This is a genomic window from Ensifer sp. NPDC090286 (assembly GCF_044769565.1).
GTDB lineage: Bacteria > Pseudomonadota > Alphaproteobacteria > Rhizobiales > Rhizobiaceae > Ensifer.
Genome location: NZ_JBIVYF010000001.1, coordinates 1201641 through 1227696, shown reverse-complemented (window position 1 = coordinate 1227696; position 26056 = coordinate 1201641). Strand labels below are relative to the sequence as shown.

The window sequence follows — 26056 nt, the reverse complement described above, 5'->3', positions numbered from 1 at the left end:
ATAAATGAGCGCGTATTCTCATCACTTCGGAAAATAATTCCGTAATTGGCGCGCGATGGACAAGCTCGGAACGCTCAGCATTTTCATTCAGGTGGCAGAAGCGGGCAGTTTCGTCGCCGCCGGCCATCGCCTCGGGCTTTCGGGCTCGGCCGTCGGCAAGGCGATCGCGCGGCTCGAAGACGAGATGGGCGTGCGCCTGTTCAACCGGTCGACGAGAAGCATGGCGCTGACCGAGGATGGCAGCTTCTTTCTCGACACCTGCCGCCGCATCCAGTCCGAGTTCGAGACCGCCCAGGCGCAACTGTCGCGCTCGCATGCGACGCCGCGCGGACAGCTGCGCGTCAGCCTGCCGCTCGCCGGCATGCTGCTGATGCCGACCATATCGGACTTCATGCGCGCCTATCCGCTGATCAATCTCGACCTCGATTTCACCGATCGGCTGGTCGACGTGATCGAGGAGGGTTTTGACGCGGTCATCCGCACCGGCGACGTCAAGGATACGCGCCTGATGAGCCGCAAGCTCGGGACCTTCCGGCACCGGATCGTCGCTTCGCCGGAGTATCTTGGCACGCATGGCCGGCCGGAGGTGCCGGAGGATCTGCTCGGGCATCGTTGCCTGCATCATCGTTATGCCAATTCCGGCCGCCTCGAACCCTGGCCGCTTCATCGTGACGGGCGCGAAGTGAAGCTGGACCTGCCGGTGACGACGGTTGCAAGTACGCTCGACCCCCTGATTTTTCTTGCGGAGCGCGCCTTCGGCATCACCTGCCTGCCGCCCTTTGCCGTGTCGGCGGAACTGGCGGAAGGCAAGCTGGTCTCGCTGCTGGAGGATTACCTTCGCGAAACCGGCACATTCCGCGTGCTGTGGCCGACCAATCGCTATCTCTCGCCCAAGGTGCGCGCCTTCGTCGATTTCATGGCGGCGAACCTGTTTTCCGAGTGACGGTCGCGGGCTGTGCGGGCGGACGTCCCCGTGCCAATCCAGTCGTTGCTAAAGTGCGGCAAATGTCCGAAGCTTCGCTGACGCCCTCGGGTCAGGCGAGCCGGAGCAGCCATGACAGACGCCTCTTCCATTCAGCCTGCTGCCAGCCACGATGCCCGCATCTGCCGGGGATGCTGGGACCAGATGCATGTGCCGATCCCGATCCGCGGGCCTTTGGCGCTGCCGTTCCGCGCCTTCGGCATCACCCGCAGCAAAATGAACCCGAACATCTGCACGATCTGCGAGCGCTCCTTCCGCTACGTGAAGAAGCAGAGTCACGTTGCGGCAAGCGCCACCATCCTCTTCGCCGACATCCGCGGTTTCACCCACCTTTCGGAGCGGATCGAGCGGGTGCGGTTGAGCCAGATCGTCAGCCTGTTCCAGGATCGCTGCGCTGAAGCCATCTGGGCGCATGACGGCATCGTCAACAAGCAGATGGGCGACGGGCTGATGGCGATCTTCAACTTTCCGATCCTGCGCAAGGACCATGCGCAAGCCGCTATCCGGGCCGCGCTCGACATCCAGCGGCATTGCGCCGATGCCCTCGGCCGCCTCGCTCTCGACGATGTCGGCGAACGCCCGCTCGGGGTGGGCGTCGGCATTCACACCGGCGAGGTCGAGATCGGCGAGTTCTCGACATTCCGCAGCGATTTCACCGCGATCGGCGGCACGGTCAACCTGGCCGCAAGGCTCGAATCCCAGGCCGAGGCCGGGGAAATTCTGATCTCCCCGGAAACGGCTCTTGAGGCGGCAACGCTGACGGCGGGCGCCGGCACCAGGCTGCTCGCTCTGAAGGGCATCGACCAGCCGGTGGAGGCGCGGGTGATTGCGACGCATTGACGGCGCTCAAAAGTCCATCGCCGCAGTCGTTGGTCAATGCAGCGCGGCGCTTGCGGCTTGCCGTTCGTCCTTATCGTGCAATGCAAAGCGGTCGACCATGTCGGCGCTCGCCTCATTGAAGCCGCGCACCTCGACCTCGGTGCCGAGGCGGCGGAACTTGATCACCACCTTGTCGAGCGCGCCGACGGCGGTGATGTCCCAGAGGTGCGCCGCATTGAGATCGATCACGACTTTTGGGTCAGTTTCCGAGAAGTCGAAGGCCTGGATGAAGCTTTCGGCCGAGGCGAAGAAGATCTGTCCTGTTACGCGGTAGATCGTCGTGCCGGCGGTCTCCTCGCTTTTGGTTACGCTGAAGAGCTTGGCGACCTTCCCGGCGAAGAAGATGCCGGAGAGAAGCACGCCTGTGATGACGCCCTTGGCAAGGTCATGTGTTGCGACGACGGTTGCGACCGTTGCCAGCATGACGACGGACGACGGCAGCGGATTGCGCCTGAGATCGAGCATCGAACGCCAGGAGAAGGTGCCGATCGACACCATGATCATGACGGCGACGAGCGCCGCCATCGGAATGATGCGCACGAGATCGTTGAGAACGACGATCAGGAACAAAAGAAACGCTCCGGCAACGAAGGTCGACAACCGGCCGCGACCGCCCGAGGTAACGTTGATGACGGACTGGCCGATCATGGCGCAGCCGCCCATGCCGCCGATGAGGGCGGAAGCGATGTTTCCGGTACCCTGGCCGATGCATTCCTGGCTCTTGTTGCTCGGCGTATCCGTCATGTCGTCGACGATCTGGGCCGTCAGCAGCGATTCCAGCAGGCCGACGGCCGCGAGTGTCACCGAATAGGGCAGAATGATCTGAAGGGTTTCGAGGGTGAGCGGCACCTGCGGCAGCATGAAGAAGGGCAGCGACGAGGGAAGCTCGCCGAGGTCGCCGACCGTGCGCAGGTCCATGCCCGTCCACCAGGCGATGAGGGTGAGCACGGCGATGGAGACGAGCGGCGAGGGCACCGCCCGGGTGACGTATGGGAAGAGATAGATGATCGCCAGTCCGCCGGCGATCATGACATAGGTCTCGACCGGGACGCCGATCAGCTCCGGCAGCTGTGCCATGAAGATGAGGATCGCTAGCGCATTGACGAAGCCGGTGATGACCGAGCGCGATACGAAGCGCATCACCCGGCCGAGCTTCAGGAAGCCGGCTGCGATCTGGATGATGCCCATCAAGATCGTGGCGGCAAAGAGATACTGGAGCCCGTGTTCCTTGACGAGCGTGACCATCACAACCGCGGTTGCGGCGGTCGCCGCCGAAATCATGCCCGGACGGCCGCCGGTGATGGCGGCGACACAGGCGATGGCAAAGGAGGCGTAGAGACCGACCTTGGGGTCGACCCCGGCGATCACCGAGAAGCCGATTGCTTCCGGAATGAGGGCGAGGGCGACGACGATGCCGGAGAGGATGTCGCCACGGATGTTGGAGAACCACTCCTGACGGTAGTTTGAAAAAGCGCGCATGGGAAAATTTCACAGTTGCATGCAACGGGCCGAGGGGGGCTCGGTCCTGTGGGTACAGAAGTTGCGTTGCTGTGTTGTCTGGCGGATCGGCGGCCAGAAGAGCCACCCGGAGTTTCACCGGGTCCTTGTGGATGGCCTTTCGTAGCGGAGAAACCGGTGCCGCGCAACAATCGCTGCCGGCAGAGGCAAGTACGTTGGCGAAAAGCGGTCGAGGCTCAATCGATCCGTCTGACATCGCTGGCAAAGACACCCCATCGCCAGCCCCGCCCTGTGATTGACACCCGTGATCCGGGGGCGAGCGAGCCTGCCAATTCCTTGGCAAGACCGCAGAACCTGTTAGCCAGTAAGGGCAGTTCGGCGACCGTAATACTATTCGAGCATCTGAAGGCCGATTCCGTCGACTCGACTGTGAAGGTGTGTTCGATGTCGCCTCCGATGGCGAGAGCAACGAGCATCGGCGCGCCGAGTACCACGACCCGGTATCCGAGCCAGAAGCCAACAAATGGCGCGGCAAAAGTCAGCAAGACTGCCTTTGCACCCAGGCGCTGAAAGCGATTACGCGCAGCCCCTAGCGTGATCAACCATAAGAAATAGACTGCCGCGAGAATGCCGACCACGATAGCCGCTGAACCGCTCCAGGCGATCCAACTGGGCGTGGGGACGTAGGGAAGGCCTAACAGTTCCGGCAGAACCGGCGAGACAGCAATGCCGATAAATGAGAGGAAGACGTAGCCCGACATTTTGGGAGCCCGTGTCGGCTTCGCTTGTTCAAACATATGCGTCACAACTTATTGGGGTTATTATACTTTATTCACAACTGAAGTGCAGGTCGGAACCGTCTGACTGCTTCTTGCCTGAGGTTGCCATCTCGTGGTGGTGCTAGCTCCTACGCCCACATGTCGCGCACGCAGCGGCCGTCCGGCGCCAGGTCCTCGAACGTGTCGAAGCCGTCGAAATGGTCGATCGGGAGATGGGCGACCTGCTCCAGCGCGGCCAGCCTGACGTTGACGGCGATGCGTCGTCGGCCCTGTGGGTCGAGCGTGAGGCTGCGCCAGGCGACGACGCCGGCGCAGGTCGGGCAGAAGAGGATTTCGAGCGTCGGGTCCTTCTCGTCGGCCCGCGTGTACGCGCTGAGATCGCCGCTGACCGCGATGCGCTCGCCTTCGTAATCATAGGCCCAGAGCGTGCCGTAGCGGTGGCAGAGCGTGCAGTTGCAGGCGGTGATCGGGCCGGGATCGCCCTTCAATGTCCACTTTCCGTTGCCGCAATGGCATGAGCCGTCGAGCATGGGCCGCTCCCGCTGTTGTTTCGAGGCGGCATAGTGCCCCGTTGGCGGGGCGTCGGCAATCGGTGCCGCACGTCAACCTTGCTCGATCGCCAAGGCAGCGTCGATGAAGGGCGCCTTCAAGGCGAGATACTCGCCGATGCCACGCTGGTTCGTGGCTTCCAGATGCAGCTTCAACGCTTGATAACGGGCACAGAGATCCGGATCCTGCCGAAGGAGATCGCGAAAGCGCAGCATTCTTGCAATCTGCCAATGTCCCGATCGGCAGACATGGACCTTGTGGGTTCGAACGCCATTGACGTCGCGCCGGTAGAAGTGGTGGTCCTGCGAAAGGTCCGTGCCGCGAACATATCCAAGTGATTTCATGTGTTCTATCACATCGCCCACGTCGCGATGCTCGGAGACCTCGACCAGAAGGTCGATTTCCGGCTTTGCCGCAAGACCGGGGACGGCGGTGCTCCCGACATGGTGGATCATTACGAGCGCCTTGGCGAACACGCTCGTGATGCGCTCCCGCTCGGAGAGAAACAGATCGGGCCATCGCGGATTATAGGCCGAAATCTGACTGGTCAGCGGCACGGTGGCTTGCTCCGGGTTCTTGACGGTGGTGTCATCGTAGCACCCGGAACGAATTCATGGGACAGGGTCAATCGCGCTGCCTAGTTGCGGTCGAGCCGCATCACCTTTTCTTCGCCAAGCACCATGCCGGTCTCGCGGAAGCCGAAGCGGTGGTAGAGGGCGTGGGCGCGGGCGTTTTGCGGGTAGACGCCGAGATAGATGTCGCCGCATTCGGGGATCTTGGCCATGTGCTCGAGCAGGGCCGCGAGCGCCTTGGCACCATAGCCCTTGCCCTGGTGGCCGGCGTCGATCATCAGCCGGTAGATCCAGTGGTTGCCGTCATCAGGATCGAGCGCATACATGGCGAAACCCACCGGCGCGCCTTCGGCCATCACGGCAAAGCCGACGCATTCGGGGCGTTCGGCGAGTTCTTCGAGAGATTCGTCGTTGCTGGCGATGAAATCCATCTGGTTTTCGTGAACGTCGAGCCTTCGGATGACATCGGCATCGACGGTATCGACGGGCAGGAGTGTAATCGTCATTCGGTCCTCACGGTCGACGCTTTGGCCTTGCGCGGCGGTCTCCGTTCAATCCCGTCTGCGGTCGCCTTCTCCCCGCGGGGCGAGCGGGGAGAAGGCGACCTTGCAGCATGCTCGGCGTCCACATCCTGCGCCGGGGGGCGCGAGCGGTTTCCTCTGCGGGGCGAGCAGGGAAACCAAAGGGTAGGCGGAGCCGGGCCGCTGCCGTTCCCTCTCCCGATCAGCGGGCGAGGGAGTTGGGGGCAAGGAACCGGAGGCACGGGGACACGCGTCCAGCTTGGCCAAGCGTCAAAAACAACTTGATTATACGTTTTCAGTTTCTGCCGTACCGGCCCGGCCGCTGCAGGCGCCGAAATCCGGAAAGCGAGCCCTTCTCCAACGGGCGCATTACCGCAACATTGCGGTGGCAAGAAAGGATCGGCCGTCCTGTCGGCCGCTCAGGTCTCTTCCACGATCTTCGGCTCGGCCTTGCCCGTCCATTCCAGGGTGATGGTGCGGCCCTGGCGGACGTTCTGGATGACGGAGGGGCGGAAGACGGCGAGGCACTCGCCCTCGGGGTCGCGCGCCGACGGATAGATCAGGCCGTTGCCGCCTTCGGCAAGAATGGTGGCGGCAAGCGCCTGGCCGGCGGGATAGGCGACGGCAGTATCGGGCGAAAGATAGGCGGCATCCTTTTCGCCGCGCACGTCATGGACGCGGCAGGTGAAGCCGGCGATCAGCTCGCGGTAGCGGCCGATATCGTGGAAGCTGCCGGCTTCGCTGAGCGCCCGGGTGCGGTGATAGACGATTTCCGCCTGGCAGGTCTGAAGCGCGCGCGGGCCGAAGGCGCAGTACCAGGCGCCGCGCTCCTCGCCGTTGAAGCGGTTGCCCGGCGGCCGCGCATGGCAGAAGGCGGCATTGATCAGCGACCAGCCGTAGCCGAAGGTCTCGTTCAGGAGTTCGGCCGGATCGACGCCGACGGGCAGGGCGAGCGGGCTCAGCCGCGCCGAGGTCATCGCCTCCAGCCGGTTGAGGATCTCGATCTCGTCGTCATCGTCGGCGAGCGGCTTGACCGCGGGCTCGTCGATATAGGCGGTCGAGATCAGCCGGACGGTTGCCGGCTCGCTGAAGTCGATTTCCGGCAGCGCGATCATAGGCCGCCGCGCAACCCGTCGAGATAGCGCCTGACCTTCATCATCACGGGAATGCCGCCCTCGATCATCAAGTCGACCGGCGAACGGCCGGAAAACAGCGGGCCGGTGTTGACCGCCTTCGGCCATTGATAGGTGAGCGGCCCGTTGAAGAACAGCCGCAGGCCCTTGAAGATGCCGACGATCAGGCTTGCGCGCATCTTCTTGTCCTGGTCGAGCTTGCCCTTGAAGTCGCCCGCCTTCATGCGGTTCCAGGTGGCGATCGGCACGTCGAAGAGCTGGGCCGCCTCCCGGTTGGTGAGGTTCCAGAGGTCGCAGGCCTTCACCACCGCCCTGACGATAACTGCCTCTTCCTGCCGGGCAGCTTGCCGGTCGGGCGCGAAAGCCGGTTGTGCAAGGGCCATGAATGTCTCCTATGCGGTGACTGTGTGTATCATATGATATAAATTGATCGTGGGCGCGAGAAAGTCAAGGGTTGAGCCGGTTGCTGGCTTGGGATCTGCCATCACGTCAATTCGATTTTACTCCTTTGAAGGCGATCGCTAGGCTTTCGGGCACAGTTGATGGGAGAGAGAGTCATGAAGCGCGCACTTGCAGCAATCGCATTCGCACTCGCCTGTTCCGGCTCCGCCTATGCGCAGGACACCAGCATGAGCTTCTTCGTCACCAGCGCCAACCCCGGAAAGGGTGGCGACCTCGGCGGCCTGCAAGGGGCGGATGCCTATTGCGACACACTGGCCAAGGCGGCGGGGTCGACGGGCAAGAGCTGGAAAGCCTATCTTTCCACGGATGCGGAGAACGCCAAGGACCGGATTGGCACCGGACCGTGGTACAACGCCAAGGGCGAGAAGATCGCCGATGACGTCGCATCGCTCCACAGCGACAGCAACAACCTGACCAAGCAGACGGCCCTCAACGAAAAGGGCGAGGTGATCAACGGGCGCGGCGACACGCCCAACCGCCACGATATCCTGACGGGCTCGAAGGCCGACGGCACCGCGGCAACCGAGACCTGCGGCAACTGGACGATGGGTGGCGCCGACGGCTCAGCGATCGTCGGCCACAGCGACCGCACCGGATTGAACGATTCCGCCGAGGCCAAATCCTGGAATTCTTCGCACGCGACGCGCGGCGGCTGCACGGTCGAGGCGTTCAAGGGCACCGGCGGCGAGGGGCTGTTCTACTGCTTTGCTGTGAAGTAGGCGCCCTCAGTTCAGGCCGGCACGAGCCAGTCCCTCGACCAGGCGCGCCCGATCCTCGGCGCGCACGAAAGACGATGTTACCGCGACCGCGTTGCGGGAGATGTCGGGAACGAGCGACTTCAGCCGCCCGAGCAGGTCCGCGGCAGCCTCCCGGTTATCGAGAAGCCCGGCACAGGCGGTGCCGATGATGAGCGGAACCACGTGGCCGGAGCGCAAGCGATGCGCCTCCCGCGCGTAGTGCAGTCCACGCTCGTAATTCGCACCCTGAAAATGCGCCATGGCGTAGTAGAACTGAAAGTCGCCGAGAAAGGCTTCGCGCGGGCTCAGCCTGAGGGCGTAGTCGATGCAAGGAATGGCGGCGGCTGCGCGGCCTCCATTGGCATGCGCAAGGCCCAACTGGCCGTGGGCAAAGGCGGAGTTGGGGTTGATCGCGACAGCCTGGCTGATCGCTGCCATCGCCAGCGCATTGTCACGCGTCGCAAAGGCGATCATCGCCTGCGCAAGGTAGGTCCACGGCTCCTTGTCATCAGCGGCAATGGCTTGCTGGACGAAATCCCTGCCAAGGGCGAGCGCGTAGCCCATGTCCTCCCACCCCTGGAAGGCGCGCCACATGGTAATCCAGCCTTTCATGGCCAGCGCCTGCGCATAGCCGGGAGCCAGCGTGATGGCCCGGTCGAGCAGCGGCAGCATCTTCCCGCTGCTCTCCTCGGACAGTTGCGAACACAGGAACACGGCCCGCACGACGCATTCCCAGGCATCCAGGCCATGATGCGGCTTGGGGCTTTCGCGGGCGTGCTCTGCCGCCAGCAGTTCCGGCCCGATGCGGCCGACGACGCTTGCGGTGATTTCGTCCTGGATGGCGAAGATGTCGCCGAGGTCGCCGTCGTATCTCTCGGCCCAGAGATGGACTTCGGAGGCGGCATCGATGAGCTGAGCGCTCACCCGCATCCGGTTGCCGGACTTGCGCACACTCCCCTCGAGAACATAGCGGATGCCGAGTTCGCGCCCGATGGCGCGTACATCCACCGGTTTTCCCTTGTAGGTGAACATCGTGTTGCGGGCGATCACGAAGAAGCCCTTGAGCTTGGAGAGCGCTGTCGTGATGTCCTCGGTCAGCCCGTCGCTGAAGAAGTCCTGCTCCGGGTCGGCGCTCATGGCGCTGAACGGCAGCACGGCAATGGACGGCCGGTCCGGAAGGGCGGGCCTCGGTGGCGGCGCCCGTGCGGCCGCTTTTTCCAGTAGGGGGCGATACAGCCGCACCGGCCGGTCCATGTTCTTGAGCGCGCGTTCGCCGAGATACTCGTAGTCGCAGTCAAGCTTGCCCTGGAGGTGATCGTAGGCCGTGCCGGAAATGCAAATGCCGCCGGGATCCGCCACGGACTGCAGGCGAGCGGCGATGTTGACGCCATCGCCGTAGAGATCGCCATCGACCTCGTGGATCACATCCGCGAGGTTGACGCCGATCCGGAAGACGATGCGCCGCTCCGCCGGGATACCGGCCTGGTCTTCGGCAACGCGTTTCTGGATGGCGACCGCGCAGGCGACGGCATCGACGACCGAGCCGAATTCGACGAGCGCGCCGTCACCCATCAGCTTGACGATGCGGCCCTGGTGTTCGGCGAGCAGCGGATCGATCAGCTCCCGGCGCAGAGCCTTGAGAGCCGACAACGTCCCGGCCTCGTCCTGTTCGACGAGGCGGGAATAGCCGACGACGTCAACGGCCAGGATTGCGGCCAGCCGCCGCTCCGCTCTTGCAGGTGCCATGGCTGTCTCCCCCTCAGGAGATCCGCCGCATGAAGCCCAGGCGATTGACGGGATGCACCATCCGGCTGCCCGACACCGCGACCGTGCCGGCTGATGATACCACTCAGACGGTTCTGTGGCGACGCTTCACGAGTGCCGCCTTCAATGGCGCTTGAATCCACGATGCCGACGAAGCGTTGGCGAGCCGGATCGGGCGCTATTCTCTTACATACGGCCCGAGCAGCGACAGGTCCGCTTCGCCGAGCCTGTCCTTGGCGGTCCAGAGCTGGTGCCAGTAGGGATAGATGACCGGCGGCAGGCTGACGGCGTCGAGCAGTTCGCGTTCCTCGTCGGAGAGCTTCAGGCCGGCGGCGGCGAGGTTGTCGGCGAACTGGGCCTCGGTGCGGCCGCCGATGATGACGGAGGTGACGCCTTTGCGGCCGATCAGCCAGGCGAGCGCCACCTTCGCAGGCGACACGCCGCGCTCGCCGGCGATGGCCACGAGCATGTCGACGATCTTCCATAGCCGCTCCTCGTCGCGGATCGGCGGTTCCTTCCAGCCGGCGAGCTGCCGGGTGCCTTCGGGCGTCTCGTTCCGCCGGTGCTTGCCGGAGAGCAGGCCGCCGGCGAGCGGGCTCCAGATGAGCACGCCGAGCCCCTGGTCGATCGCGATCGGCATCAGCTCATATTCGGCCTCGCGCGCCTCGAGCGTGTAGTGGATCTGCTGGCTGACGAAGCGCTGGCGGCCTTCGAGCGCGCTGACGCCGAGCGCCTTCATGATGTGCCAGCCGGAAAAATTGGAGCAGCCGATGTAGCGGACCTTGCCGCTGCGAACGAGGCTGTCGAGCGCCTCCATCGTCTCTTCGAGCGGTGTGAGGCCGTCCCATTCATGCACCTGATAGAGATCGATGACGTCGGTGTTCAGCCGCTTCAGGCTCGCCTCGCAGGCGGCGATCAGGTGCTGGCGCGACAGCCCGCCGTCGTTGGGGCCGGGGCCCATGGAAAAGCGCGCCTTGGTGGCGACGAGCACGCCGTTCTTGCGCTTGCCGCCGAGCACCTCGCCGATGATCTCCTCGCAGGCGCCGGTCGAATAGATGTCGGCGGTATCGATCAGGTTGACGCCGGCATCGAGGCAGAGGTCGACATAGCGGCGCGCCTCCTTCAGCCCGACATTGCCGACCTCGGCGAACTTGCCGCGGCCGCCGATGGTCATCGTGCCCATGGTGATCACAGAGATTTTCAGGCCGGAGCGGCCGAGCAGCCGGTATTCCATGGTCTCTGATCCTTTGCTTGTGCGCGGAGCGGGAGAAGAAGCCTTGGCCCGCGATGAAAGCCGAAGGCGATGGGGGCGGTCAAGAGGTGGCCAAGGGGCGGGTCAGGAGGCGGGTCACGGGAGGGCGAGCGAGGGGCGATCGCATGGGCGCGGCGTCCGTGCGCGGGCAGGGTGTGTAGACCGGCAACACGCTGCAATCGGATGTTGCGGTTCTTTCGGCTCCGGTTTCTTAGGGCTGGCTTGGGGACGGCAAAATGTTATCGTTTGGTCGAGAGATTAAGGGGAATCACTCGATGAGCGTTGTAAGGCGTCTGCTGTCCGCATCGGCGATCGCTGCCGGTGTGGTGTCCTTTGTTGCACCTTTGACGGCGAATGCAGCCGAAAACGGCGCCGGGTTCTATCTTTTGGGTGCGCGCGGTCCGCTGGCCGGCCTGCTGGCACCGCCCGGAACCTATGTCCAGAACGACACCTATTTCTATTTCGGCGAACTCAAGGGTGGCAAGCAGTTGCCGCTCGGCGGCGAGATCGTCGGCGAAGTGGACGCCAAGCTCTTCGGCGATTTCGTCACCGGCCTCTGGGTGATGCCGGAGGAGGTGCTTGGGGGCAATCTCGGTTTCACCGCGATCGTGCCGTTTGGCGGGCCGAACGTCGAGGCCACGCTTTCGGCGCCGCGCGCCGGGCGCTCGGCCTCCGTCAGCGACAGCATCTTCACGGTCGGCGACCCAGTGCTTGGCGCCACGCTCGGCTGGCACAACGGCGATTTCCATTGGACGGCGAACGCCAGCGTCAACGTGCCGATCGGCGACTATCAGAAGGGCGAGCTTGCCAATCTCTCCTTCAACCGGTGGGCGGGCGACTTCACGCTCGCCGGCACCTGGTTCAATCCGGAAACCGGCCTCGATCTTTCGGGGGCTGCGGGCTTCACCTTCAACGGCGAGAACCCGGCGACCGACTATAGGACAGGTACCGAATTCCACGCGGAATGGGCGGTGACGCAGCACTTCAGTCCGCAGTTCTCCGCCGGTCTTGCCGGCTATTTCTACCAGCAGGTAACGGGCGACAGTGGCGCGGGCGCAAGGCTCGGTTCCTTCAAGGGCCGCATCGCTGCGATCGGCGGCACCGTTGGCTACAATTTCAAGATGGCCGAGACCCCGGTCTCGCTGACACTCAAGGTCTTCCAGGAGTTCGGTGCCAAAAACCGGCCGGAGGGTACCGCCGGCTTCGTCACCATCGCCTTCCCGATCGGCACGCCGCCGGCGCAGGTGAAGTAGGCCCGAACCGGGCTTCCCTTTCGTCCGCCGGCGCCGTTTTCGGCCGGCGGGACGAGGGCCATGCATGATCTGCGCCCGGGGCGAAGCGATCGCCCGCGGCAGGCTTCGCGCGTGGCGACGTTGCTTTATCTCCCGAACGGCGCATACTGCCGCCATCGCTGGGCAGTGATACGGGCCCCGGCGGCTGGAAGATCATTGCGCTTTCGCCCCAGTTCAGGAGGTCGCGCGATGTATTCCACGGCCCACGCACAGGCGCTTCTCCCACACGACATGAACAGAATAGAGCAGGTTTTCGCAGAGATCCTGCTCGAGCGCGGACTTTCGCGCGACTGCGCGATGGCGGAGGCAATCGCAAGACGCATCTTCAGTTGCTACCAGCGCGGCATTCGCGAGAGCGGTGCCCTCAAATACATGATCGGTTTAGACCTGCGGTCGGCGACGCAAACGGATGCCGGCACGCCCGTCCATGGCAGCCAGGAGGTTTCAATGCAGGAGATTGCACGCGAACCGGACAGTCAGATCGGCCCTGACGATCTTGATATGTTGCAGCGCACCTTCGACCGCGTCTGCATCTGGTGCAGCATCCCGCGCTACGGCAAGCGCGCCGACCGGCTGGCCCGCCACATCACCGGCCAGTTCCGCCGCGGCGTTTCCGACGAGCGGGTGCTGTTTGAAAACGCCATGTGGCTGGAGCAGCAGGCCGATCCAAGGCGGTACCGGGCCGACAACTGAAGCCGGCATCACCTAAAGCGCGCTGCGATCTTTGAAACGCGCGACGCGCTTTAAGCCCTGATTTGGCGAATGTCGTTATCGTAAGACCGCTACGCGCTTTTGCACGATACGCTCTAGATCTCGAAAAACCGCTCCGGCATCAGCTTCCGGTAGGGGAACATGTGGAAATAGGGGCGCGCCTCGGCGAGCACGCGGCGCACGGACGCGCGTTCGAGCAGCCGCTCGAAATAGGCCGAAAGATGCGGATGCGTTCCGTCGAAGGGCTCGACGATGCCGCCGTAAAAGAGAGCCGGTGTGGCGGCGCAATCGGCAAGGCTGAAGGCATCGCCGGCGGCGAAAGCATGCGTGGAGAAGTGCTTGTCGGCCATGCCGTAGGCCAGAGCGAGTGCTGCGCGGGCATCGGCAACGCCGCGGGTGTCGTTTTCGCCCTCGGCCCGCAGGGTATCGGTGACGATCTTCTGCATCGGCACGTGGATGTAATTGTCGAAGAAGCGATCCCAAAGCCGGACTTTCAGGGCCGTGTCGGGATCATCGGGGATCAGCCGCTGGCGGCCCGGATAGTGGCGGTCGAGATAGTCGATGATGATCGACGTCTCCGGCATGACCACGTCGCGGGCGCTGTCGGTCAAGACCGGCATCTTGCCGACCGGCCAGAGCGCTGCGAAGCGGGCCGCTTCTTCCGGGTCGAGCAGGTCGACCAGGCTGCTTTTGAACGGCGTCTCGTTTTCGTAAAGCGCGATCAGCACCTTGTGGCAGAAGGAAGCGAGCGGGTGCTGGTAAAGCGTGAGGGACATGCGCGTATTCTCCAGTGCGGAAGGGACGCTTGCGGATCGGTCGTCAGGTCTTTACGGGCCCGTTTATTGCAAAACCGGTTCTGTTTTGCAATCGGTTTTCGAGGGGTGAGGAGCAAAAGATCGGCAGCAGCGGCGCAAACCGGCGACGCCCGCGCCGGATCCGGATCGTTTTTTGACGGACGCCATGCTGATCGATTCCAAGCGGTTAGCGCCGGAAACGGGGGCAGAAGCGCAAAGACTTGCCGCCATCGTGCCCGGCTACCATTGAAAGCGCAAAAGCTGCCCTAGAATTAATAGAACAAGGGCGTCGCAACGCTCGGCGCCCGTCGTCATCGCGACAGGGGAGGATTGCCGATGCGCTGCTTCACGGTACTAGGGCCCTCGCAGACCGGAAAAACCACGCTGGTAGACAAGCTGGCCGGTCTGGAGGGGGCCTCTCGAAAAGCCGCTTCACCCTATGGATTGAACCTCACGGAATTCGAATTTGGCAATGAGCCCTGGTGCGCGCTCGATGCACCCGGCGGCACCGAGGCGCTGGGCCACGCACAGCACGCGCTGATCGCCAGCGACGCCTGTGTTCTCTGCGTTTCGCCGGTGCCGGAGGAGGCGGTGCTGGCCGCGCCCTATCTGAAGGCGATCGAGGCGTCGGGCACGCCCTGCATTCTCTTCATCAACCGCATGGACGAGCCGCAGGGGCGGCTGCGCGATGTCATAGCTGCGCTTCAGGATTACTCCGGCCACATGCTGCTCCTGCGCCAGGTGCCCATCCGCGAGGGCGACAAGATCGTCGGCACCTGCGACCTGATCTCCGAGCGCGCCTGGCGATACCGCGAGGGGCAGACCTCGGCACTGATCGAAATCCCCGACACGGTGATGGATCGGGAAAAGGAGGCGCGCGCCGAACTGCTCGAGCATTTCTCGGAATTCGACGACTGGCTGCTGGAAGAGCTGATCGAGGACCGGGCGCCGGCCAACGATACGATCTATGCGATCTCCACGCGGCTCCTGAAGGAAAACCGCATCATTCCGGTGCTGGTGGGTGCGGCAAGCCACGCAAACGGTATTCTCCGGCTGATGAAGGCGCTGCGCCATGAAGCGCCTCAGGTCGATGCGCTGCGAAAGCGACTGGCCGAGGCCGGCCCGATCGCCGAGGCGGCGCTTTCAGCCGTCAGCTTCCACGCCTATCACAAGGCGAATGTCGGCAAGACCGTGCTGGTCAGGGCGCTGACATCCGGCATCAAGCAGGGCGCGACGCTTGGCGGCGGCAGCCTCGGCTCGCTGCAGGACCCGGCGACCGGCAAGCCGCTGCCGAATGCCACGCCGGAGGCGGGCGCAATCTTTGCCGCCGTCAAGGCCGACCACCTGCCTGTGCCGGCGCTTCTTGCCGCCAACACCAGTGCCGAGGCGCCGGACTGGACGGCGCCGCCGACGCCGATGCTGGTGCGCATCCTGGTGCCCGACAGCGAACGCGACGAGACCAAGCTTTCGGGCACGCTCGCCAAGCTCGCCGAGACCGACCGCGCGCTTGCGGTCATGCAGGAGGAAGGCAGCGGTGCGCAGCTCGTCTGCGTGCAGGGGCCGATGCACCTGCGCGATCTCTGCAAGACGCTTGCCGACGTCTTCCATGTCGGCGTCACCGACCGGCCGCCGAGCCCGACCTATCGCGAGACCGTGCTGAAACCGTCGGATGTGCACTACCGCCACCGCAAGCAGACGGGCGGTGCCGGGCAGTTTGCCGACGTCAAGCTCAGCGTGCACCCGAACGAGCGCGGTGCCGGCTTCTCCTTTGCCGAGACGGTGAAAGGCGGGGCGGTGCCGCGCAACTTCATCCCGGCGATCGAGGCCGGCGCGCGCGAAGCGATGGAGAAGGGTCCGCTCGGCTTTCAGGTGATCGATGTCGGCGTGACCCTGACGGACGGCCAGCATCATGCGGTCGACAGCAACGACTTCGCCTTCCGCGCAGCCGCCAAGATGGGCGTGCGCCAGGCGCTGTCGCAGGCGTCCGCGGTCCTGATGCAGCCGGTCATCCGCGTCGAGATCCACATCCCGTCGATCTATTCCGGCAGCCTGGTGCCGATCGTCTCCACCTACAAGGGCCAGGTGCTCGGCTTCGACCGTGACGAGACCGCCAAGGGCTGGGACATCTTTCGCGCCCTGGTGCCGGGGTCAGCCCTCGACGACCTCGCCCGGACGCTAAGGGCAGCGACGCAAGGGATCGGCTACTTCTCAAAAAGTTTCGACCATTTCGAGGAGCTCTACGGCAAGGAGGCGGATGCGGTGATCCACGCGCATGGGGCGCCGCAGGCGGGGTAGCCAAGGCAGGCCACGAAATCGACGCGTGACGATCTCAGCGCCGCCAATGCCAGCGCACCCGCTATTGCCAGCGGGTGCGGCGACAAGACTGTGGCGCGATCAGTCGGCAAAACCGAGGCCTCCTGGATATCTGGCGGAGACAATCCTACCCAATTTGGTTTGCCCGAGCAGAAGGGGCGTGTGGTGATGCCTTGGACGTCGCACGGCCTCTCTGCCGATGTCATTTATACCCTGCGCCGGCGGGTGGGGGTGTCAGGTCGTGAGATGAATCGGCTGGCCCTACCTTTGCACGCGGTCGTTCAGGGCCACGCCCTGGCCCTCCTTCACCGGTTCGAGAATGATGTGCTGGTCGTCGAAGATCAGGTCCTGGCGGATGCGCGGAAGATTGAGGCCCGGGGAGGCGATCGGGCTTTCTAGGGACTCCACTGTGCTTGACAAAGGCGTCGATAGATTATTTATAACCATCCGGTCGGATATAAATCGGATGGAACCATGGGCCGGAAACGCGCAATTGATCAACAGCAGGTGCTGGATGCCGCCGAACGGGTCGTCGGTCGCGATGGCGCTGCCAACCTGACTGTCGACGCCGTCGCCAGGGAAGCCGGCGTCAGCAAGGCGAGTGTGCTTTATGACTACAAGTCCAAGCAGGCGCTGATCGAGGCCGTCGTCGACCGCGCGTTTGAGCGCGACAACGCGCACCATGCCGGGATTGAAGCGACGATCGGTGATCTTCAGGATCGAGCGATCAGGGGGCGCATCGTTGCGGCGGCCGAACCGCCGCCCGAGGAATTCCGGGCTGTGGCACTGAACCTCAGCGCGGCGCTTACGCTCGATGCCGGTTTGCGCCGGAAGATGCAGGCAAGCCAGGATGCGACGGTCGCGAGAATTCTCCAGGATTCCCGGTCGCCGCGCGGGGCGTTGCTTGCCTATCTCGCGCTCGAGGGCCTCAAGTTCCTTGAATATCTCGACTTTCACCATTTTGCGCGTGCGGACCGCGACGAGGTGCTGCGCGAAATCAACTGGCTCGTGACTGCGACCCCGCAGGCAGCCGATCTTCCGGGCGAGCGCTAAGCGTCCAAACCTCATAGGTGTAGTGAAATGAACCAAGCATGCGATGCCACATCCGCCGTGGCCACGGACGAACACGTCCCGTTCCGGCGCATCTTCATCACCGGCGGCAGCGGCTATGTCGGCCGCAACATCATCCGCCATTTCGTCGCGACAGGCGTTTCTGTCGTCGCTCTGGCGCGCAGCCAAAAGTCGGCCGACCGCGTCCACCAACTCGGTGCGACTGCCTTTATGGGCGACCTGCTGAGCCCAGACATCGCCGCGGGAATGGCGGGCTGCGATGCGCTTGTCCATGCGGCGGCCGATACCGATCATGGACCGGGCACGCCGCAGCAGCGCCGGGTGAACGAGGAGGGCACGCGGATCGTCATGGAGGCGGCCCGCGTCGCCGGTATCCGCAAGGCGATCCATATCAGCACCGAATCCGTGCTTGCCGATGGGCACCCGCTGGTGCAGGTGGACGAGACGGCGCCGTTTCCGCTCCGCCCGGCCGGCAGCTACTCGCGCAGCAAGGCGGCGGCCGAGCGTGTCGCACTTGCGGCCAGCAGTCCGGCGTTCCCGGTCGTTGCCCTTCGGCCGCGCTTCGTCTGGGGGCGTGACGATACCACGGCGCTGCCGGCACTGGTGGAGGCTGCCCGCTCCGGCAAGCTCGCCTGGATCGCGGGAGGCACCTATCTGACCTCGACCACGCATATCGCCAACCTGTGCCAGGTCGTGGCGCTTGCGCTTGCAAACGGGCGGGGCGGGGAGGTCTATTTTGTCGCCGATGGCGGTGCCGTGCCGTTTCGAACGTTCGTCTCGCAGCTTCTGGAAACGCAAGGGATCGTCCCGCCGGACAAATCCGTTCCCCGCGCTGTCGTGAGAGCCGTTGCCTGGGGCGGCGATATGCTCGCTGCCCTCTCCAGGGGGAGGATCAGCGTTCCGCTGACATCACAGGCCTATGCCACGTCGGCCGTCGAGATCTCGCTCGATATCGGCAAGGCAAAGCGGGGACTGGGCTATGTTCCCGTCATCTCGCGGGAGCAGGGACTGGACGAGCTTCGGACCGTCAGCACCGGTAGTCCTCCAGTTGCGGCGCCGTGTCCGGCTTGCCTGCCTTGATCCAGTCCACCTTGCCGCGCAGGAACGAGAGAGCCGCGTCCAGCGCGGCCTTCCGCTCCTCCAGTCGCGCGATCTGCGTTTGCAGGATCTCGACCGTTCGTGCGGGCGAACTTTCGCCGGCGCGGTACGCGTCATTGAGGGCCTGAATTTCCCGCAGCGAATAACCCAGCGTCTGTTGCAGCCGGATCATCCGGGCGGCGGTAACGTCTTCCTGGCTGAACAGCTGATAGGGATTAGAGCCGCCCTTGGCGCTGCGCTCCGGCTTCAGCAGCCCCTTGGAAATATAGAAGCGGATCGTATCAACCGGCAGTTCCGTGGCTTTGGCAAATTCCGAAATCAGCATGCAGAGAACCCTTGACCATGGAGTATAGTCGATACTTATAAGGGCTGCTTGTCTGGAATTGGAGACCCATGATGACAAGCAAGGAAAAGATTCTACACCGCGTCCAACTCGGCCCGCATGGCCCACTGATCGGAGCCCAGGGCCTCGGCTGCATGGGCATGAGCGAGTTCTACGGCACGACGGACGAGGCCGAATCCCGCGCCACGCTGGAACGGGCGCTCGAACTCGGCGTCACCCTGTTCGACACGGCGGACATGTACGGTATCGGCGCCAACGAAGCCTTTCTTGCGTCCTTCGTCAGGACGCATCGTGAAGCGGTCCTGATCGCCACCAAGTTCGGCTATGCGCGCACGCCGCAAAACCCTGACGATTGGAGCATAGACAACCGGCCCGAGTTCATTCGTGCTGCCGCCGACCGCTCGCTGAAGCGCCTGGGCGTCGATGTCATTGACCTTTATTACATGCATCGCCGCACTGATGCCGTGCCACTCGAAGAATCCGTTGGCGCGATGGCCGATCTGGTCGCGGCCGGAAAGGTCCGTTGGCTCGGCCTCTCGGCGGTGACTGCGGCAGAGCTGCGGGCCGCGCATTCCATCCATCCGATTGCAGCCCTGCAGTCGGAATGGTCTGTTTTCACGCGTGAGATCGAGGACGATGTCGTTCCCGCTGCATTTGAACTCGGCGTGACGCTCGTGCCTTACTCCCCGCTTGGACGCGGCATGCTGACCGGCCAGGCCTTTGCCCAATCCCTGAAGGAGGGAGATGCGCGCAAGCATTTCCCGCGTTTCGCATCGCAGAACGAGCAGGCGAACAGGCAGGTGGTGGCAAAGGTCGAGCAAGCCGCGCGTGGCCTCGGCATTACCCCGGCCCAACTGGCACTCGCCTGGCTGCACACGCAGGCCCGCAAGTTGAATGCCAAGGTGGTGCCAATCCCCGGAACACGCAGGTGCAGCCGGCTTGAGGAGAACGTCGCGGCGGCGTCCGTCATCCTCCCCGATGATGTAGTGGCCATGCTTGATCCGCTCGCCGGGGCTGTGCAAGGCGCCGCCGTCTAAGGGCGCGATCGCCGTGCGCGACGGGCGTGCGGTGGCCGGTTCTTCCGTTGGGAAGGAGGGACGTTCGCGGCCGCCGACGGCTAGCTTGTGGCAGATGTCTGCACCGCCTCCACGCTCCGCCGCTCGCGCTCCTCAATCTCGGCGATCAGCCAGTTGAGGAAGGCCTTCGTCACCGGCTTGGTGCGCAGCAGCTCCTCCTGGCAGACGAACTGGTAGGTTTCGGCCGGCTCGTAGAAATGGTCGTGGGCGAGGCGGATCTGGCCGGATTTGAACTCGTGTTCGGCCATGGTGCGGTCGATCAGCGCCACGCCCTGGCCCTCCTTCACCGCTTCGAGGATGATGTGCTGGTCGTCGAAGATCAGGTCCTGGCGGCTGCGCGGCAGCGCCAGGCCCGAGGAGGCGATCCAGCTTTGCCATTCCTGAAGGCCGCGATAATGCAGCCGGTTGCCGGAGAGCAGCGCCTGCCTGTCTTCCTGCCAGAGGTCGCGGCCGCAGACGGGCACCAGGCGTTCGCGCAGCAGCTTGCGGGTGAAGCGTCCGGCCGGCGGCTGCAGGCAGTAAGCGATTGTGACATCGGCCGGGCCGGTGCCGGCGGTGATGGTTTCGAGGTGGGAGAGATGGATCTGCACACCGGGATTGGCGGTGAGAAACTCCGAGATGCGCGGCGCGATCACCTTCATCGAGAAGAACGGCCCCACCCGGACGCGCAGGATCTTGTCGCTCGTGCGTGGGCGGATGTGCTGGACGACGCCTTCGAGATCGTCGAAGGCGCGCTGGCAGGAGGCGTAGAGCAGCCCACCCTCCGGCGTCAGTTCGACACCGTGCTGTTTCCTCACGAAAACCCGAAGGCCAAGATTGAGCTCCAGGTTGCGGATCTGGTGGCTGATCGCGCCCTGGCCGATGCAGAGTTCGTCGGCGGCCGCCGTCAGGCTGCCATTGCGCGCGGCGGCCTCGAAGGCGCGCAGGGATTTGAGGCTCGGCAGATCACGCATCCGCTTCTCCGGGTCTGGGTCGACGGCAGCGTAGCATGAATTTTTTCGATGTCTGGAATGATTTCTTTCACATTGCGAAGGGCGGCTGTCTTCGCGCATTGTCGAAGCATAATAAAGCAAAACGAAAACTGAAATCGGCCGAAAACACAGGCAGTTCCGCGCATAAGGGCATGTTGGGTGCGACCCGAATGCGGCTGCGGATGAGGCTGCCTGCCCGGTCGAAGGGAAGGACAGAGGGAGCGAGATGATAAAGAAGTTCATGACCATGTCTGCGCTTGCGGCGCTGCTTGCGGCCGGCACAGCCAAGGCCGAGACACTGGCGATCGGCACCGAGGGCGACTACGCGCCGTTCAACTATGTGACCGCCGCCGGCGAGATCAAAGGCTTCGACTACGATATCGGCCAGGCCGTCTGCGCCGAGATCAAGGCGGATTGCGTCTGGAGCACCAACGAATGGGCGGGCATCATTCCCGCACTTCAGGCGAAGAAGTTCGACGTGATGATCGCCTCGATGGCGATCAATCCGGATCGCAAGACGCAGGTCGACTTCACCGCCCCTTACTATTTCAACGCCATGCGCTTCGTCGCCCGCAAGGATCTCGGCCTCAAGGACATTTCGCCCGAGGCGCTGAAGGGCAAGGTGATCGGCACGCAGTCCGGCTCGGTCGCGGTCGAAGCGCTGCAGCAGTTCTTTCCGGATAGCGAAGTGAAGCTCTATCCGACGATGAGCGAGGTGTTTCTCGACATGGAAAATGGCCGGCTGGACCTGATCCTCGAAGGGCAGATGGCCTTTACCGAGTGGCTGGCCAAGGAAGAAAGCGGCTGCTGCGCCTTTGTCGGCGAAAGCTTCGTGCTGGATACCGCCGAAGGCAACGCCATGGCGGTGCGCAAGGGCGACGCGGCGCTGCTCGCCAAGCTCAATGCCGGCCTGAAGACGATCATGGAAAACGGCACCTACGACAAGATCCGCAAGCAGTATTTCGATTTCGACATCATGGCGAAGCCGAAGACCACGAGCGAGTATTTCCGCTGAGCGTGACACGCGCCCGCTGAGATCTGCGGCCGCGCCGGCTGAGGTTTGCGGTTCTGCCCCGCATCTGGCCTGCCGGCCACCTTCGCCCCGCTTGGCGGGAGAAGGAGGGTGCGGCAGGCGCTCGCTCCACTCTCGGCGGTCCTGTTCCCTCCTCCTGCCTGCGGGGGAGAGGGTTCGTCCTCGGGTTCAACCCGAGGAGAGGGGCGACCTCCTCGAAAGATGCGTGAGGGACGTCTCTTCCGAGGTGCCGTGAGCAGCCGCCGCGGATCCAAGCTCAACTTCATCCAGACTTCGCCTGTCGCGCCCTGCGTTCGACGCATCGCGCGGCCGGCGGACAGGCGCGGCGCCGGGGTTTCGCGTTTTCCCCGGCGCCCGTCTCCTTCTCCAATCCGAAAATGAAAGTGCATGCGATGAGCTTCAGGGTCGCCGTTCTCGAATTCAACCAGGAAACCAATACGTTTTCGAAGCTCAAGACCGGGTTTCGCGATTTCGAGGCGTGCCACTATTTCGTCGGGGCCGAGATCGAGAGCCATTGCCGCGGCACCAATTCGGAGATTGGCGGCTTCATCGACTGCTGCGATCGCTATGGCTGGCAGCCGGTCTATACGGTGGCGGCGCGGGCCGAGCCCGGCGGCAGGATCGAGGAGGCGATGCGGCAGCGCTTCGTCGCCGATCTCCAAAACGCGCTTGAAGGCGAAAGGCTCGACGGCGTCTTCATCGTTTTCCACGGCGCCATGTGCACGGAGACCGCGGACGATGCTCAGATCCAGTTGCTGCAGGTGGTGCGCGGCATCGTCGGGCCGGAGCTTCCGATCGCCGCGACCTTCGACCTGCACGCCAATTCGGCACCCGAAATGGCCGGCCTGCTCGATATCGCCGTCTCCTTCCGCACCTATCCGCATGTCGACATGGCCGAATGCGCCCACAAGGCCGGCGGGCTGTTGAACCGCGCCATGCGCGGCGAAATCCGCCCGGCGCTTGCCATCCGCCAGCCGCCGATGCTGAACGGCTGCAACGACGGGCGCACGACCCATGCCTGCGCTATGACCGAGCTTCTGGAAATTGCCGACGGGATCGCGGCCCGCGACGGCATACTCGCGACCTCGATCAACGCCGGCTTCTACGATGCCGACATCTTCAACACCGGCCCTTCGGCCGTCATCTGCTACGACCGCAACCGGGTTTCGCCCGAAGAGGCGGAAGCGGAAGCAGAGCGTCTCTGCCGCGAGATCTGGGACCGGCGCGAGCACCAGGATGTGCAGTTGCCGCTTGACGCGCTGTCCGGCATCGTCGCGGCGCATTCAGCGAAAGATGGGGCCGGGCCACTGGTGATCGCCGACTTCTCCGACAATCCCGGCTGCGGCGCCTACAGCGATTCCACCTGCGTGCTCGCCCGGCTGCTGGAGATCGGCGTCGAGAGGGCGGCCTTCGGCGCGCTCTGCGATCCGGAAGTCGTGGCCGAGCTGATCGCCGCCGGCATCGGCGCGACACGCGAGGTGACGCTTGGCTGCAAGATCGATCCGCAGGTGGGCGGCGGGCCGATCAAGATCAAGGGCAGGGTGGAGGCGATCTCGGACGGCAGGATCGTGTTCGAGGGGCCGATGTTCCAGGGTCTGCCGGCGACGATGGGGCCGAGCGTGCGCTTTCACGTCGAAGGCATCGATATCCTCATCTGCAGCGAACGCCAGCAGATGCTCGACCGCAACCTCTTCCGCGCCGTCGGCATCGAGCCATCCGATTACGCCATCGTCGTCGTCAAATCGCAGCAGCACTTCCGCGCCGCCTTCGGGCCGATCGCCTCCGAGATCGTCGAGATCGACGGCACTGGCCTCAGCAGCGCCAATATCGGCGCACGCAAATTCCAGCGCGTGCGGCGGCCGGTCTATCCGCTGGATCGGGGTGAATTCGGCTAAGGCGGGCTGTCGCTCATCGGCCCATGCGGCGCGGATGGTAACTGTTACGTACTTCCGCGCGCGAGGCCTGCGGAGCTAGCCTCCCCATCACGAAGGGGAGCGAAACGTCATGAGCTTCATCGATCTTTTCGCCTGGATCGTGCTGATCGTGCTCGTGGTGAGTACGGTCGCGGTCCTCGTGTTTCTCGCCATGCTGCCGGGCTCAATTGCGAGACGCCGCAACCATCCCTGGAGCGAGGCCGTCAATGTGGCCGGCTGGGTGACGCTGTTCCTCGGCTTCGCGCTGTGGCCAGTTGCGCTCGTCTGGGCCTATGTGGACGTGCCGCGTCCGATAGGGCCGCATCCGGGCGCTGCCTCCACCGGCGACGTTCATCCGAGCGAGGCGCGCCAGCCATGATCGTCTTTCTCTTCAACGTCTATCTGGCGATCCTCTTCCTCCTGGTGAAGCTCCGGATCGTCACCTTCAACCTCTTCTGGAAGGTATCGCCGGCGATCGTGTTCCTGCTGCTGCTCGTCGGCCTGTTCATTCCGATGAACTGGGGCGCGCCGCAGGGCGAGGCGCTGGTGGTGCGCAATTCGGTCGCGATCGTGCCCGATGTCTCAGGCGAGGTGCTGGAGGTGCCGGTCGTTTCCAACGCCCCGCTCAAGGCCGGTGACGTGCTCTTCCGCATCGATCCCGTGCCCTACCAGGCGAAGGTGGACGCGCTGCAGGCGCAACTGTCGCTGCAGGAGCTCCGGCTTTCGCAGATGACGAAGCTGCAGTCGCGCGATGCGGCGACCGAATTCGACGTTCAGCAGCGCCAGGCGGAGGTCGACAATCTGAAGGCGCAGATCAGCAGCGCCGAATGGGACCTCGGCAAGACGACCGTGCGGGCGCCGGCCGATGGCTACGTGACCAACCTTGCGCTGCGCAAGGGCGCGCGCGTGACGACACTGCCGCTGTCGCCGGCCATGGCCTTCATCGACACGTCGGAAACGATCATCGGGGTGGAGATCAACCAGATCGACGCGCGCTACATCAAGCCCGGCCAGATGGTGGAGGCGACCTTCAAGTTCGCGCCCGGCGAGACCTATACCGGCACGGTCGAAAGCGTGCTGCAGGCGATCGCCTCCGGGCAGGCGCGAGTGTCCGGCACGGCGGTGACGCCGGAGGCGCTTTCGGCCGCGCCGTTCATCGTGCGGGTGAAGCTCGACGACCAGGCCTTCGCCGCACGGCTGCCGGCCGGTGCCACGGGCGATGCGGCGATCTTTACCGAGCGGGTGAAGGCGGCACACGTGATCCGCCGGGTGCTCTTGCGCCAGATCGCGATCACCAACTACGTCAATCCGTTCTGATCCCGTTCTGATCCTTTGTCGTTCGCAGGCTTTTGCGCGTGGTTGTTCCGTGGCCGTTTGGGACGTAGCATGGCGTCCGCAAACCCGGATCAGGACGGCGACAGATCATGACACTTTCCGCAATCCAGACGCCGCAGGTTCTGTTGACGAGCGCCGGACGGGCGTGGAAGGGGCTTGCCGCGGATTTCATCCATATTCCGCGTGGGCTGGTGCATGTGCCCGGCGGTGACATGCATCGGCTGGGCATGCATTTCGGGCCGCCGGTCAACGCCGATTGCCGCTGCGGCGGGCGGCGCATGCGACGGGTGCAGAAGCCGGGCGATATCGACATCGTGCCGGCGGGCGTCGACGGTTCCTGGGAGGACGATGCGGACTGTCGGATCCTCAGGCTGAGTTTCTCGCGAGCCCTGCTCGATGGCGTGGCGGCGGATCTCGGGCGGGAAAGCGTCGAGCTGCGGCCGCAGATGCAGGTGCGCGATGCCCGGCTCGAGGCGATCGGCTGGGCGATCAAGGCGGACCTCGAAGCGGAGACGCCGTCCGATCCGCTCTATGTCGATCTTCTCGCCAATGCGCTGGCCGTGCGGCTGATCGAAAGCGCGACCGGCGGCGCGCGGGCGCAAGGGCGCAGCCAGCCCAAGCTCTCGGCGCGGCAGTTGCGGCTCTTGACCGAGTATATCGAGACCAATCTCGACGGGAAGCTGCATCTCGCCGATCTCGCTGCTGTGGCGGGCCTGAGTGCCACGCGGCTGAAGATCCTCTTTCGCAACAGCACCGGCCTGCCGGTGCATCAATATGTCATCCGTCGCCGTGTGGAACTTGCCCGCGCGCTGATGACCACGACGAACCTGCCGGCGAGCGAGATCGCGGTCGCCGCAGGCTTTTCCCATCAAAGCCATATGGCCTCGACCATGCGCCGGCTGCTCGGCGAGACGCCGGGCGCAATCATGCGGCGCTCCGGCGAAATCTGACCGAAGCTGCAAAATCCTGGCTGAATCTGTGCGACTGGGTTCCGCCTGATCCCTATGCCTTGCCCGTC

At 64.2% G+C, this 26056-nt stretch carries 28 protein-coding genes and 1 other annotated feature; of the genes, 15 read left to right on the top strand and 13 right to left on the bottom strand.

Going from position 1 to position 26056, the window contains the following annotated elements:
* The first annotated feature begins 55 nt into the window (after positions 1-55).
* Both ACIQUG_RS06110 and ACIQUG_RS06105 read left to right on the top strand, forming a co-directional pair.
* A complete protein-coding gene (locus tag ACIQUG_RS06110; protein WP_402318571.1) occupies positions 56-943 on the top strand; it encodes a LysR family transcriptional regulator in 888 nt (295 codons plus the stop codon).
* A 111-nt stretch (positions 944-1054) separates the two neighbouring features.
* Positions 1055-1822, top strand: coding sequence for an adenylate/guanylate cyclase domain-containing protein (locus ACIQUG_RS06105; protein ID WP_402318569.1), 768 nt, complete (start codon positions 1055-1057; stop codon positions 1820-1822).
* A gap of 33 nt (positions 1823-1855) precedes the next feature.
* On the opposite strand, the gene ACIQUG_RS06100 is transcribed toward ACIQUG_RS06105, so the two are convergent.
* The 7 genes from ACIQUG_RS06100 to ACIQUG_RS06070 form a co-directional block, all read right to left on the bottom strand.
* Positions 1856-3340 carry a SulP family inorganic anion transporter gene (locus tag ACIQUG_RS06100; protein ID WP_402318567.1) on the bottom strand — a complete coding sequence of 495 codons (1485 nt, stop codon included), beginning with the start codon at positions 3338-3340 and terminating at the stop codon, positions 1856-1858.
* Between the two features lie 72 nt (positions 3341-3412).
* Positions 3413-3468: a sequence feature (sul1 is cis-regulatory element that is thought to sense ions involved in sulfur or methionine metabolism; They are found in Alphaproteobacteria), on the bottom strand.
* Positions 3469-3555: 87 nt separating this feature from the next.
* Positions 3556-4080: a hypothetical protein gene (locus tag ACIQUG_RS06095; RefSeq protein ID WP_205238460.1), complete on the bottom strand. Its 525-nt coding sequence runs from the start codon at positions 4078-4080 to the stop codon at positions 3556-3558.
* Between the two features lie 146 nt (positions 4081-4226).
* Positions 4227-4628, bottom strand: coding sequence for a GFA family protein (locus ACIQUG_RS06090; protein WP_192446571.1), 402 nt, complete (start codon positions 4626-4628; stop codon positions 4227-4229).
* A 72-nt stretch (positions 4629-4700) separates the two neighbouring features.
* Positions 4701-5204 carry a GrpB family protein gene (locus ACIQUG_RS06085; protein ID WP_402318563.1) on the bottom strand — a complete coding sequence of 168 codons (504 nt, stop codon included), beginning with the start codon at positions 5202-5204 and terminating at the stop codon, positions 4701-4703.
* A gap of 80 nt (positions 5205-5284) precedes the next feature.
* Positions 5285-5725 (bottom strand): GNAT family N-acetyltransferase, encoded by a 441-nt coding sequence (locus ACIQUG_RS06080; protein WP_205238462.1) that lies wholly within the window; start codon positions 5723-5725, stop codon positions 5285-5287.
* Between the two features lie 434 nt (positions 5726-6159).
* Complete coding sequence (locus tag ACIQUG_RS06075; protein ID WP_402318560.1) at positions 6160-6855, bottom strand: RES family NAD+ phosphorylase; 696 nt, start codon at positions 6853-6855, stop codon at positions 6160-6162.
* Positions 6852-7256, bottom strand: a complete 405-nt coding sequence (locus ACIQUG_RS06070; protein ID WP_402318558.1) for an antitoxin Xre-like helix-turn-helix domain-containing protein — start codon at positions 7254-7256, stop codon at positions 6852-6854. The genes ACIQUG_RS06075 and ACIQUG_RS06070 overlap by 4 nt, the downstream gene beginning before the upstream one ends.
* A 174-nt stretch (positions 7257-7430) precedes the next feature.
* On the opposite strand from ACIQUG_RS06070, the gene ACIQUG_RS06065 reads away from it, so the two are divergent.
* A complete protein-coding gene (locus ACIQUG_RS06065) occupies positions 7431-8054 on the top strand; it encodes a hypothetical protein (RefSeq protein ID WP_043619607.1) in 624 nt (207 codons plus the stop codon).
* A gap of 6 nt (positions 8055-8060) precedes the next feature.
* Here ACIQUG_RS06065 and ACIQUG_RS06060 read toward each other — a convergent pair whose 3' ends face one another.
* Entirely contained in the window at positions 8061-9818 is a 1758-nt protein-coding gene (locus ACIQUG_RS06060; RefSeq protein ID WP_402318554.1) for an adenylate/guanylate cyclase domain-containing protein, read from the bottom strand.
* 29 nt (positions 9819-9847) lie between these two features.
* Between ACIQUG_RS06060 and ACIQUG_RS06055 the strand changes: the two genes are divergently transcribed.
* The gene (locus ACIQUG_RS06055; RefSeq protein ID WP_402318551.1) at positions 9848-9973 is read left to right on the top strand and encodes a hypothetical protein; all 126 of its coding nucleotides are present in this window, start codon (positions 9848-9850) and stop codon (positions 9971-9973) included.
* 41 nt (positions 9974-10014) lie between these two features.
* On the opposite strand, the gene ACIQUG_RS06050 is transcribed toward ACIQUG_RS06055, so the two are convergent.
* Entirely contained in the window at positions 10015-11070 is a 1056-nt protein-coding gene (locus ACIQUG_RS06050) for an aldo/keto reductase (RefSeq protein WP_402318549.1), read from the bottom strand.
* Between the two features lie 293 nt (positions 11071-11363).
* Between ACIQUG_RS06050 and ACIQUG_RS06045 the strand changes: the two genes are divergently transcribed.
* Together ACIQUG_RS06045 and ACIQUG_RS06040 are read left to right on the top strand one after the other, a co-directional pair.
* Complete coding sequence (locus ACIQUG_RS06045; protein ID WP_402318546.1) at positions 11364-12341, top strand: transporter; 978 nt, start codon at positions 11364-11366, stop codon at positions 12339-12341.
* Positions 12342-12569: 228 nt separating this feature from the next.
* Complete coding sequence (locus tag ACIQUG_RS06040) at positions 12570-13073, top strand: hypothetical protein (RefSeq protein ID WP_197067161.1); 504 nt, start codon at positions 12570-12572, stop codon at positions 13071-13073.
* Between the two features lie 113 nt (positions 13074-13186).
* Here ACIQUG_RS06040 and ACIQUG_RS06035 read toward each other — a convergent pair whose 3' ends face one another.
* Positions 13187-13867, bottom strand: coding sequence for a glutathione S-transferase family protein (locus ACIQUG_RS06035; protein WP_402318543.1), 681 nt, complete (start codon positions 13865-13867; stop codon positions 13187-13189).
* A gap of 354 nt (positions 13868-14221) precedes the next feature.
* Between ACIQUG_RS06035 and ACIQUG_RS06030 the strand changes: the two genes are divergently transcribed.
* Positions 14222-16180: an elongation factor G gene (locus ACIQUG_RS06030; RefSeq protein WP_402318540.1), complete on the top strand. Its 1959-nt coding sequence runs from the start codon at positions 14222-14224 to the stop codon at positions 16178-16180.
* Between the two features lie 279 nt (positions 16181-16459).
* On the opposite strand, the gene ACIQUG_RS06025 is transcribed toward ACIQUG_RS06030, so the two are convergent.
* Complete coding sequence (locus tag ACIQUG_RS06025; RefSeq protein ID WP_402318538.1) at positions 16460-16606, bottom strand: hypothetical protein; 147 nt, start codon at positions 16604-16606, stop codon at positions 16460-16462.
* A 66-nt stretch (positions 16607-16672) separates the two neighbouring features.
* Here ACIQUG_RS06025 and ACIQUG_RS06020 point away from each other — a divergent pair, with 66 nt between their 5' ends.
* On the top strand, positions 16673-17251 hold the full coding sequence (locus tag ACIQUG_RS06020; protein ID WP_402318535.1) for a TetR/AcrR family transcriptional regulator: 579 nt from the start codon (positions 16673-16675) through the stop codon (positions 17249-17251).
* 27 nt (positions 17252-17278) lie between these two features.
* On the top strand, positions 17279-18349 hold the full coding sequence (locus ACIQUG_RS06015; RefSeq protein ID WP_402318533.1) for an NAD-dependent epimerase/dehydratase family protein: 1071 nt from the start codon (positions 17279-17281) through the stop codon (positions 18347-18349).
* Here ACIQUG_RS06015 and ACIQUG_RS06010 read toward each other — a convergent pair.
* Positions 18297-18692 (bottom strand): MerR family transcriptional regulator, encoded by a 396-nt coding sequence (locus ACIQUG_RS06010; protein ID WP_089043565.1) that lies wholly within the window; start codon positions 18690-18692, stop codon positions 18297-18299. The genes ACIQUG_RS06015 and ACIQUG_RS06010 overlap by 53 nt on opposite strands.
* Positions 18693-18763: 71 nt before the next feature.
* Here ACIQUG_RS06010 and ACIQUG_RS06005 point away from each other — a divergent pair, with 71 nt between their 5' ends.
* Positions 18764-19747 carry an aldo/keto reductase gene (locus ACIQUG_RS06005; RefSeq protein ID WP_402318529.1) on the top strand — a complete coding sequence of 328 codons (984 nt, stop codon included), beginning with the start codon at positions 18764-18766 and terminating at the stop codon, positions 19745-19747.
* An 80-nt stretch (positions 19748-19827) separates the two neighbouring features.
* Here the strand turns inward: ACIQUG_RS06005 and ACIQUG_RS06000 are convergent, their stop codons facing one another.
* Positions 19828-20739 carry a LysR family transcriptional regulator gene (locus ACIQUG_RS06000; protein ID WP_402318526.1) on the bottom strand — a complete coding sequence of 304 codons (912 nt, stop codon included), beginning with the start codon at positions 20737-20739 and terminating at the stop codon, positions 19828-19830.
* Between the two features lie 244 nt (positions 20740-20983).
* Between ACIQUG_RS06000 and ACIQUG_RS05995 the strand changes: the two genes are divergently transcribed.
* The 5 genes from ACIQUG_RS05995 (at position 20984) to ACIQUG_RS05975 (ending at position 25988) form a co-directional block, all read left to right on the top strand.
* The gene (locus tag ACIQUG_RS05995) at positions 20984-21772 is read left to right on the top strand and encodes a transporter substrate-binding domain-containing protein (RefSeq protein ID WP_402318524.1); all 789 of its coding nucleotides are present in this window, start codon (positions 20984-20986) and stop codon (positions 21770-21772) included.
* A gap of 410 nt (positions 21773-22182) precedes the next feature.
* Positions 22183-23685 (top strand): M81 family metallopeptidase, encoded by a 1503-nt coding sequence (locus ACIQUG_RS05990; RefSeq protein WP_402318521.1) that lies wholly within the window; start codon positions 22183-22185, stop codon positions 23683-23685.
* Positions 23686-23794: 109 nt separating this feature from the next.
* On the top strand, positions 23795-24082 hold the full coding sequence (locus tag ACIQUG_RS05985; protein ID WP_402318518.1) for a DUF3302 domain-containing protein: 288 nt from the start codon (positions 23795-23797) through the stop codon (positions 24080-24082).
* The gene (locus ACIQUG_RS05980) at positions 24079-25020 is read left to right on the top strand and encodes an HlyD family secretion protein (protein WP_402318515.1); all 942 of its coding nucleotides are present in this window, start codon (positions 24079-24081) and stop codon (positions 25018-25020) included. The genes ACIQUG_RS05985 and ACIQUG_RS05980 overlap by 4 nt, the downstream gene beginning before the upstream one ends.
* 107 nt (positions 25021-25127) lie before the next feature.
* Positions 25128-25988: a helix-turn-helix transcriptional regulator gene (locus ACIQUG_RS05975; protein WP_402318512.1), complete on the top strand. Its 861-nt coding sequence runs from the start codon at positions 25128-25130 to the stop codon at positions 25986-25988.
* Positions 25989-26056 lie beyond the last annotated feature (68 nt).

Excerpts from the sequence above, each read along its gene's own strand:
- ACIQUG_RS06110 (WP_402318571.1), top strand. The coding sequence starts at position 56 with ATGGACAAGCTCGGAACGCTCAGCATTTTCATTCAGGTGGCAGAAGCG.
- ACIQUG_RS06105 (WP_402318569.1), top strand. The coding sequence starts at position 1,055 with ATGACAGACGCCTCTTCCATTCAGCCTGCTGCCAGCCACGATGCCCGC.
- ACIQUG_RS06100 (WP_402318567.1), bottom strand. The coding sequence starts at position 3,340 with ATGCGCGCTTTTTCAAACTACCGTCAGGAGTGGTTCTCCAACATCCGT.
- ACIQUG_RS06095 (WP_205238460.1), bottom strand. The coding sequence starts at position 4,080 with ATGTCGGGCTACGTCTTCCTCTCATTTATCGGCATTGCTGTCTCGCCG.
- ACIQUG_RS06090 (WP_192446571.1), bottom strand. The coding sequence starts at position 4,628 with ATGCTCGACGGCTCATGCCATTGCGGCAACGGAAAGTGGACATTGAAG.
- ACIQUG_RS06080 (WP_205238462.1), bottom strand. The coding sequence starts at position 5,725 with ATGACGATTACACTCCTGCCCGTCGATACCGTCGATGCCGATGTCATC.
- ACIQUG_RS06075 (WP_402318560.1), bottom strand. The coding sequence starts at position 6,855 with ATGATCGCGCTGCCGGAAATCGACTTCAGCGAGCCGGCAACCGTCCGG.
- ACIQUG_RS06070 (WP_402318558.1), bottom strand. The coding sequence starts at position 7,256 with ATGGCCCTTGCACAACCGGCTTTCGCGCCCGACCGGCAAGCTGCCCGG.
- ACIQUG_RS06065 (WP_043619607.1), top strand. The coding sequence starts at position 7,431 with ATGAAGCGCGCACTTGCAGCAATCGCATTCGCACTCGCCTGTTCCGGC.
- ACIQUG_RS06060 (WP_402318554.1), bottom strand. The coding sequence starts at position 9,818 with ATGGCACCTGCAAGAGCGGAGCGGCGGCTGGCCGCAATCCTGGCCGTT.
- ACIQUG_RS06055 (WP_402318551.1), top strand. The coding sequence starts at position 9,848 with ATGAAGCCCAGGCGATTGACGGGATGCACCATCCGGCTGCCCGACACC.
- ACIQUG_RS06050 (WP_402318549.1), bottom strand. The coding sequence starts at position 11,070 with ATGGAATACCGGCTGCTCGGCCGCTCCGGCCTGAAAATCTCTGTGATC.
- ACIQUG_RS06045 (WP_402318546.1), top strand. The coding sequence starts at position 11,364 with ATGAGCGTTGTAAGGCGTCTGCTGTCCGCATCGGCGATCGCTGCCGGT.
- ACIQUG_RS06040 (WP_197067161.1), top strand. The coding sequence starts at position 12,570 with ATGTATTCCACGGCCCACGCACAGGCGCTTCTCCCACACGACATGAAC.
- ACIQUG_RS06035 (WP_402318543.1), bottom strand. The coding sequence starts at position 13,867 with ATGTCCCTCACGCTTTACCAGCACCCGCTCGCTTCCTTCTGCCACAAG.
- ACIQUG_RS06030 (WP_402318540.1), top strand. The coding sequence starts at position 14,222 with ATGCGCTGCTTCACGGTACTAGGGCCCTCGCAGACCGGAAAAACCACG.
- ACIQUG_RS06020 (WP_402318535.1), top strand. The coding sequence starts at position 16,673 with ATGGGCCGGAAACGCGCAATTGATCAACAGCAGGTGCTGGATGCCGCC.
- ACIQUG_RS06015 (WP_402318533.1), top strand. The coding sequence starts at position 17,279 with ATGAACCAAGCATGCGATGCCACATCCGCCGTGGCCACGGACGAACAC.
- ACIQUG_RS06010 (WP_089043565.1), bottom strand. The coding sequence starts at position 18,692 with ATGCTGATTTCGGAATTTGCCAAAGCCACGGAACTGCCGGTTGATACG.
- ACIQUG_RS06005 (WP_402318529.1), top strand. The coding sequence starts at position 18,764 with ATGACAAGCAAGGAAAAGATTCTACACCGCGTCCAACTCGGCCCGCAT.
- ACIQUG_RS06000 (WP_402318526.1), bottom strand. The coding sequence starts at position 20,739 with ATGCGTGATCTGCCGAGCCTCAAATCCCTGCGCGCCTTCGAGGCCGCC.
- ACIQUG_RS05995 (WP_402318524.1), top strand. The coding sequence starts at position 20,984 with ATGATAAAGAAGTTCATGACCATGTCTGCGCTTGCGGCGCTGCTTGCG.
- ACIQUG_RS05990 (WP_402318521.1), top strand. The coding sequence starts at position 22,183 with ATGAGCTTCAGGGTCGCCGTTCTCGAATTCAACCAGGAAACCAATACG.
- ACIQUG_RS05985 (WP_402318518.1), top strand. The coding sequence starts at position 23,795 with ATGAGCTTCATCGATCTTTTCGCCTGGATCGTGCTGATCGTGCTCGTG.
- ACIQUG_RS05980 (WP_402318515.1), top strand. The coding sequence starts at position 24,079 with ATGATCGTCTTTCTCTTCAACGTCTATCTGGCGATCCTCTTCCTCCTG.
- ACIQUG_RS05975 (WP_402318512.1), top strand. The coding sequence starts at position 25,128 with ATGACACTTTCCGCAATCCAGACGCCGCAGGTTCTGTTGACGAGCGCC.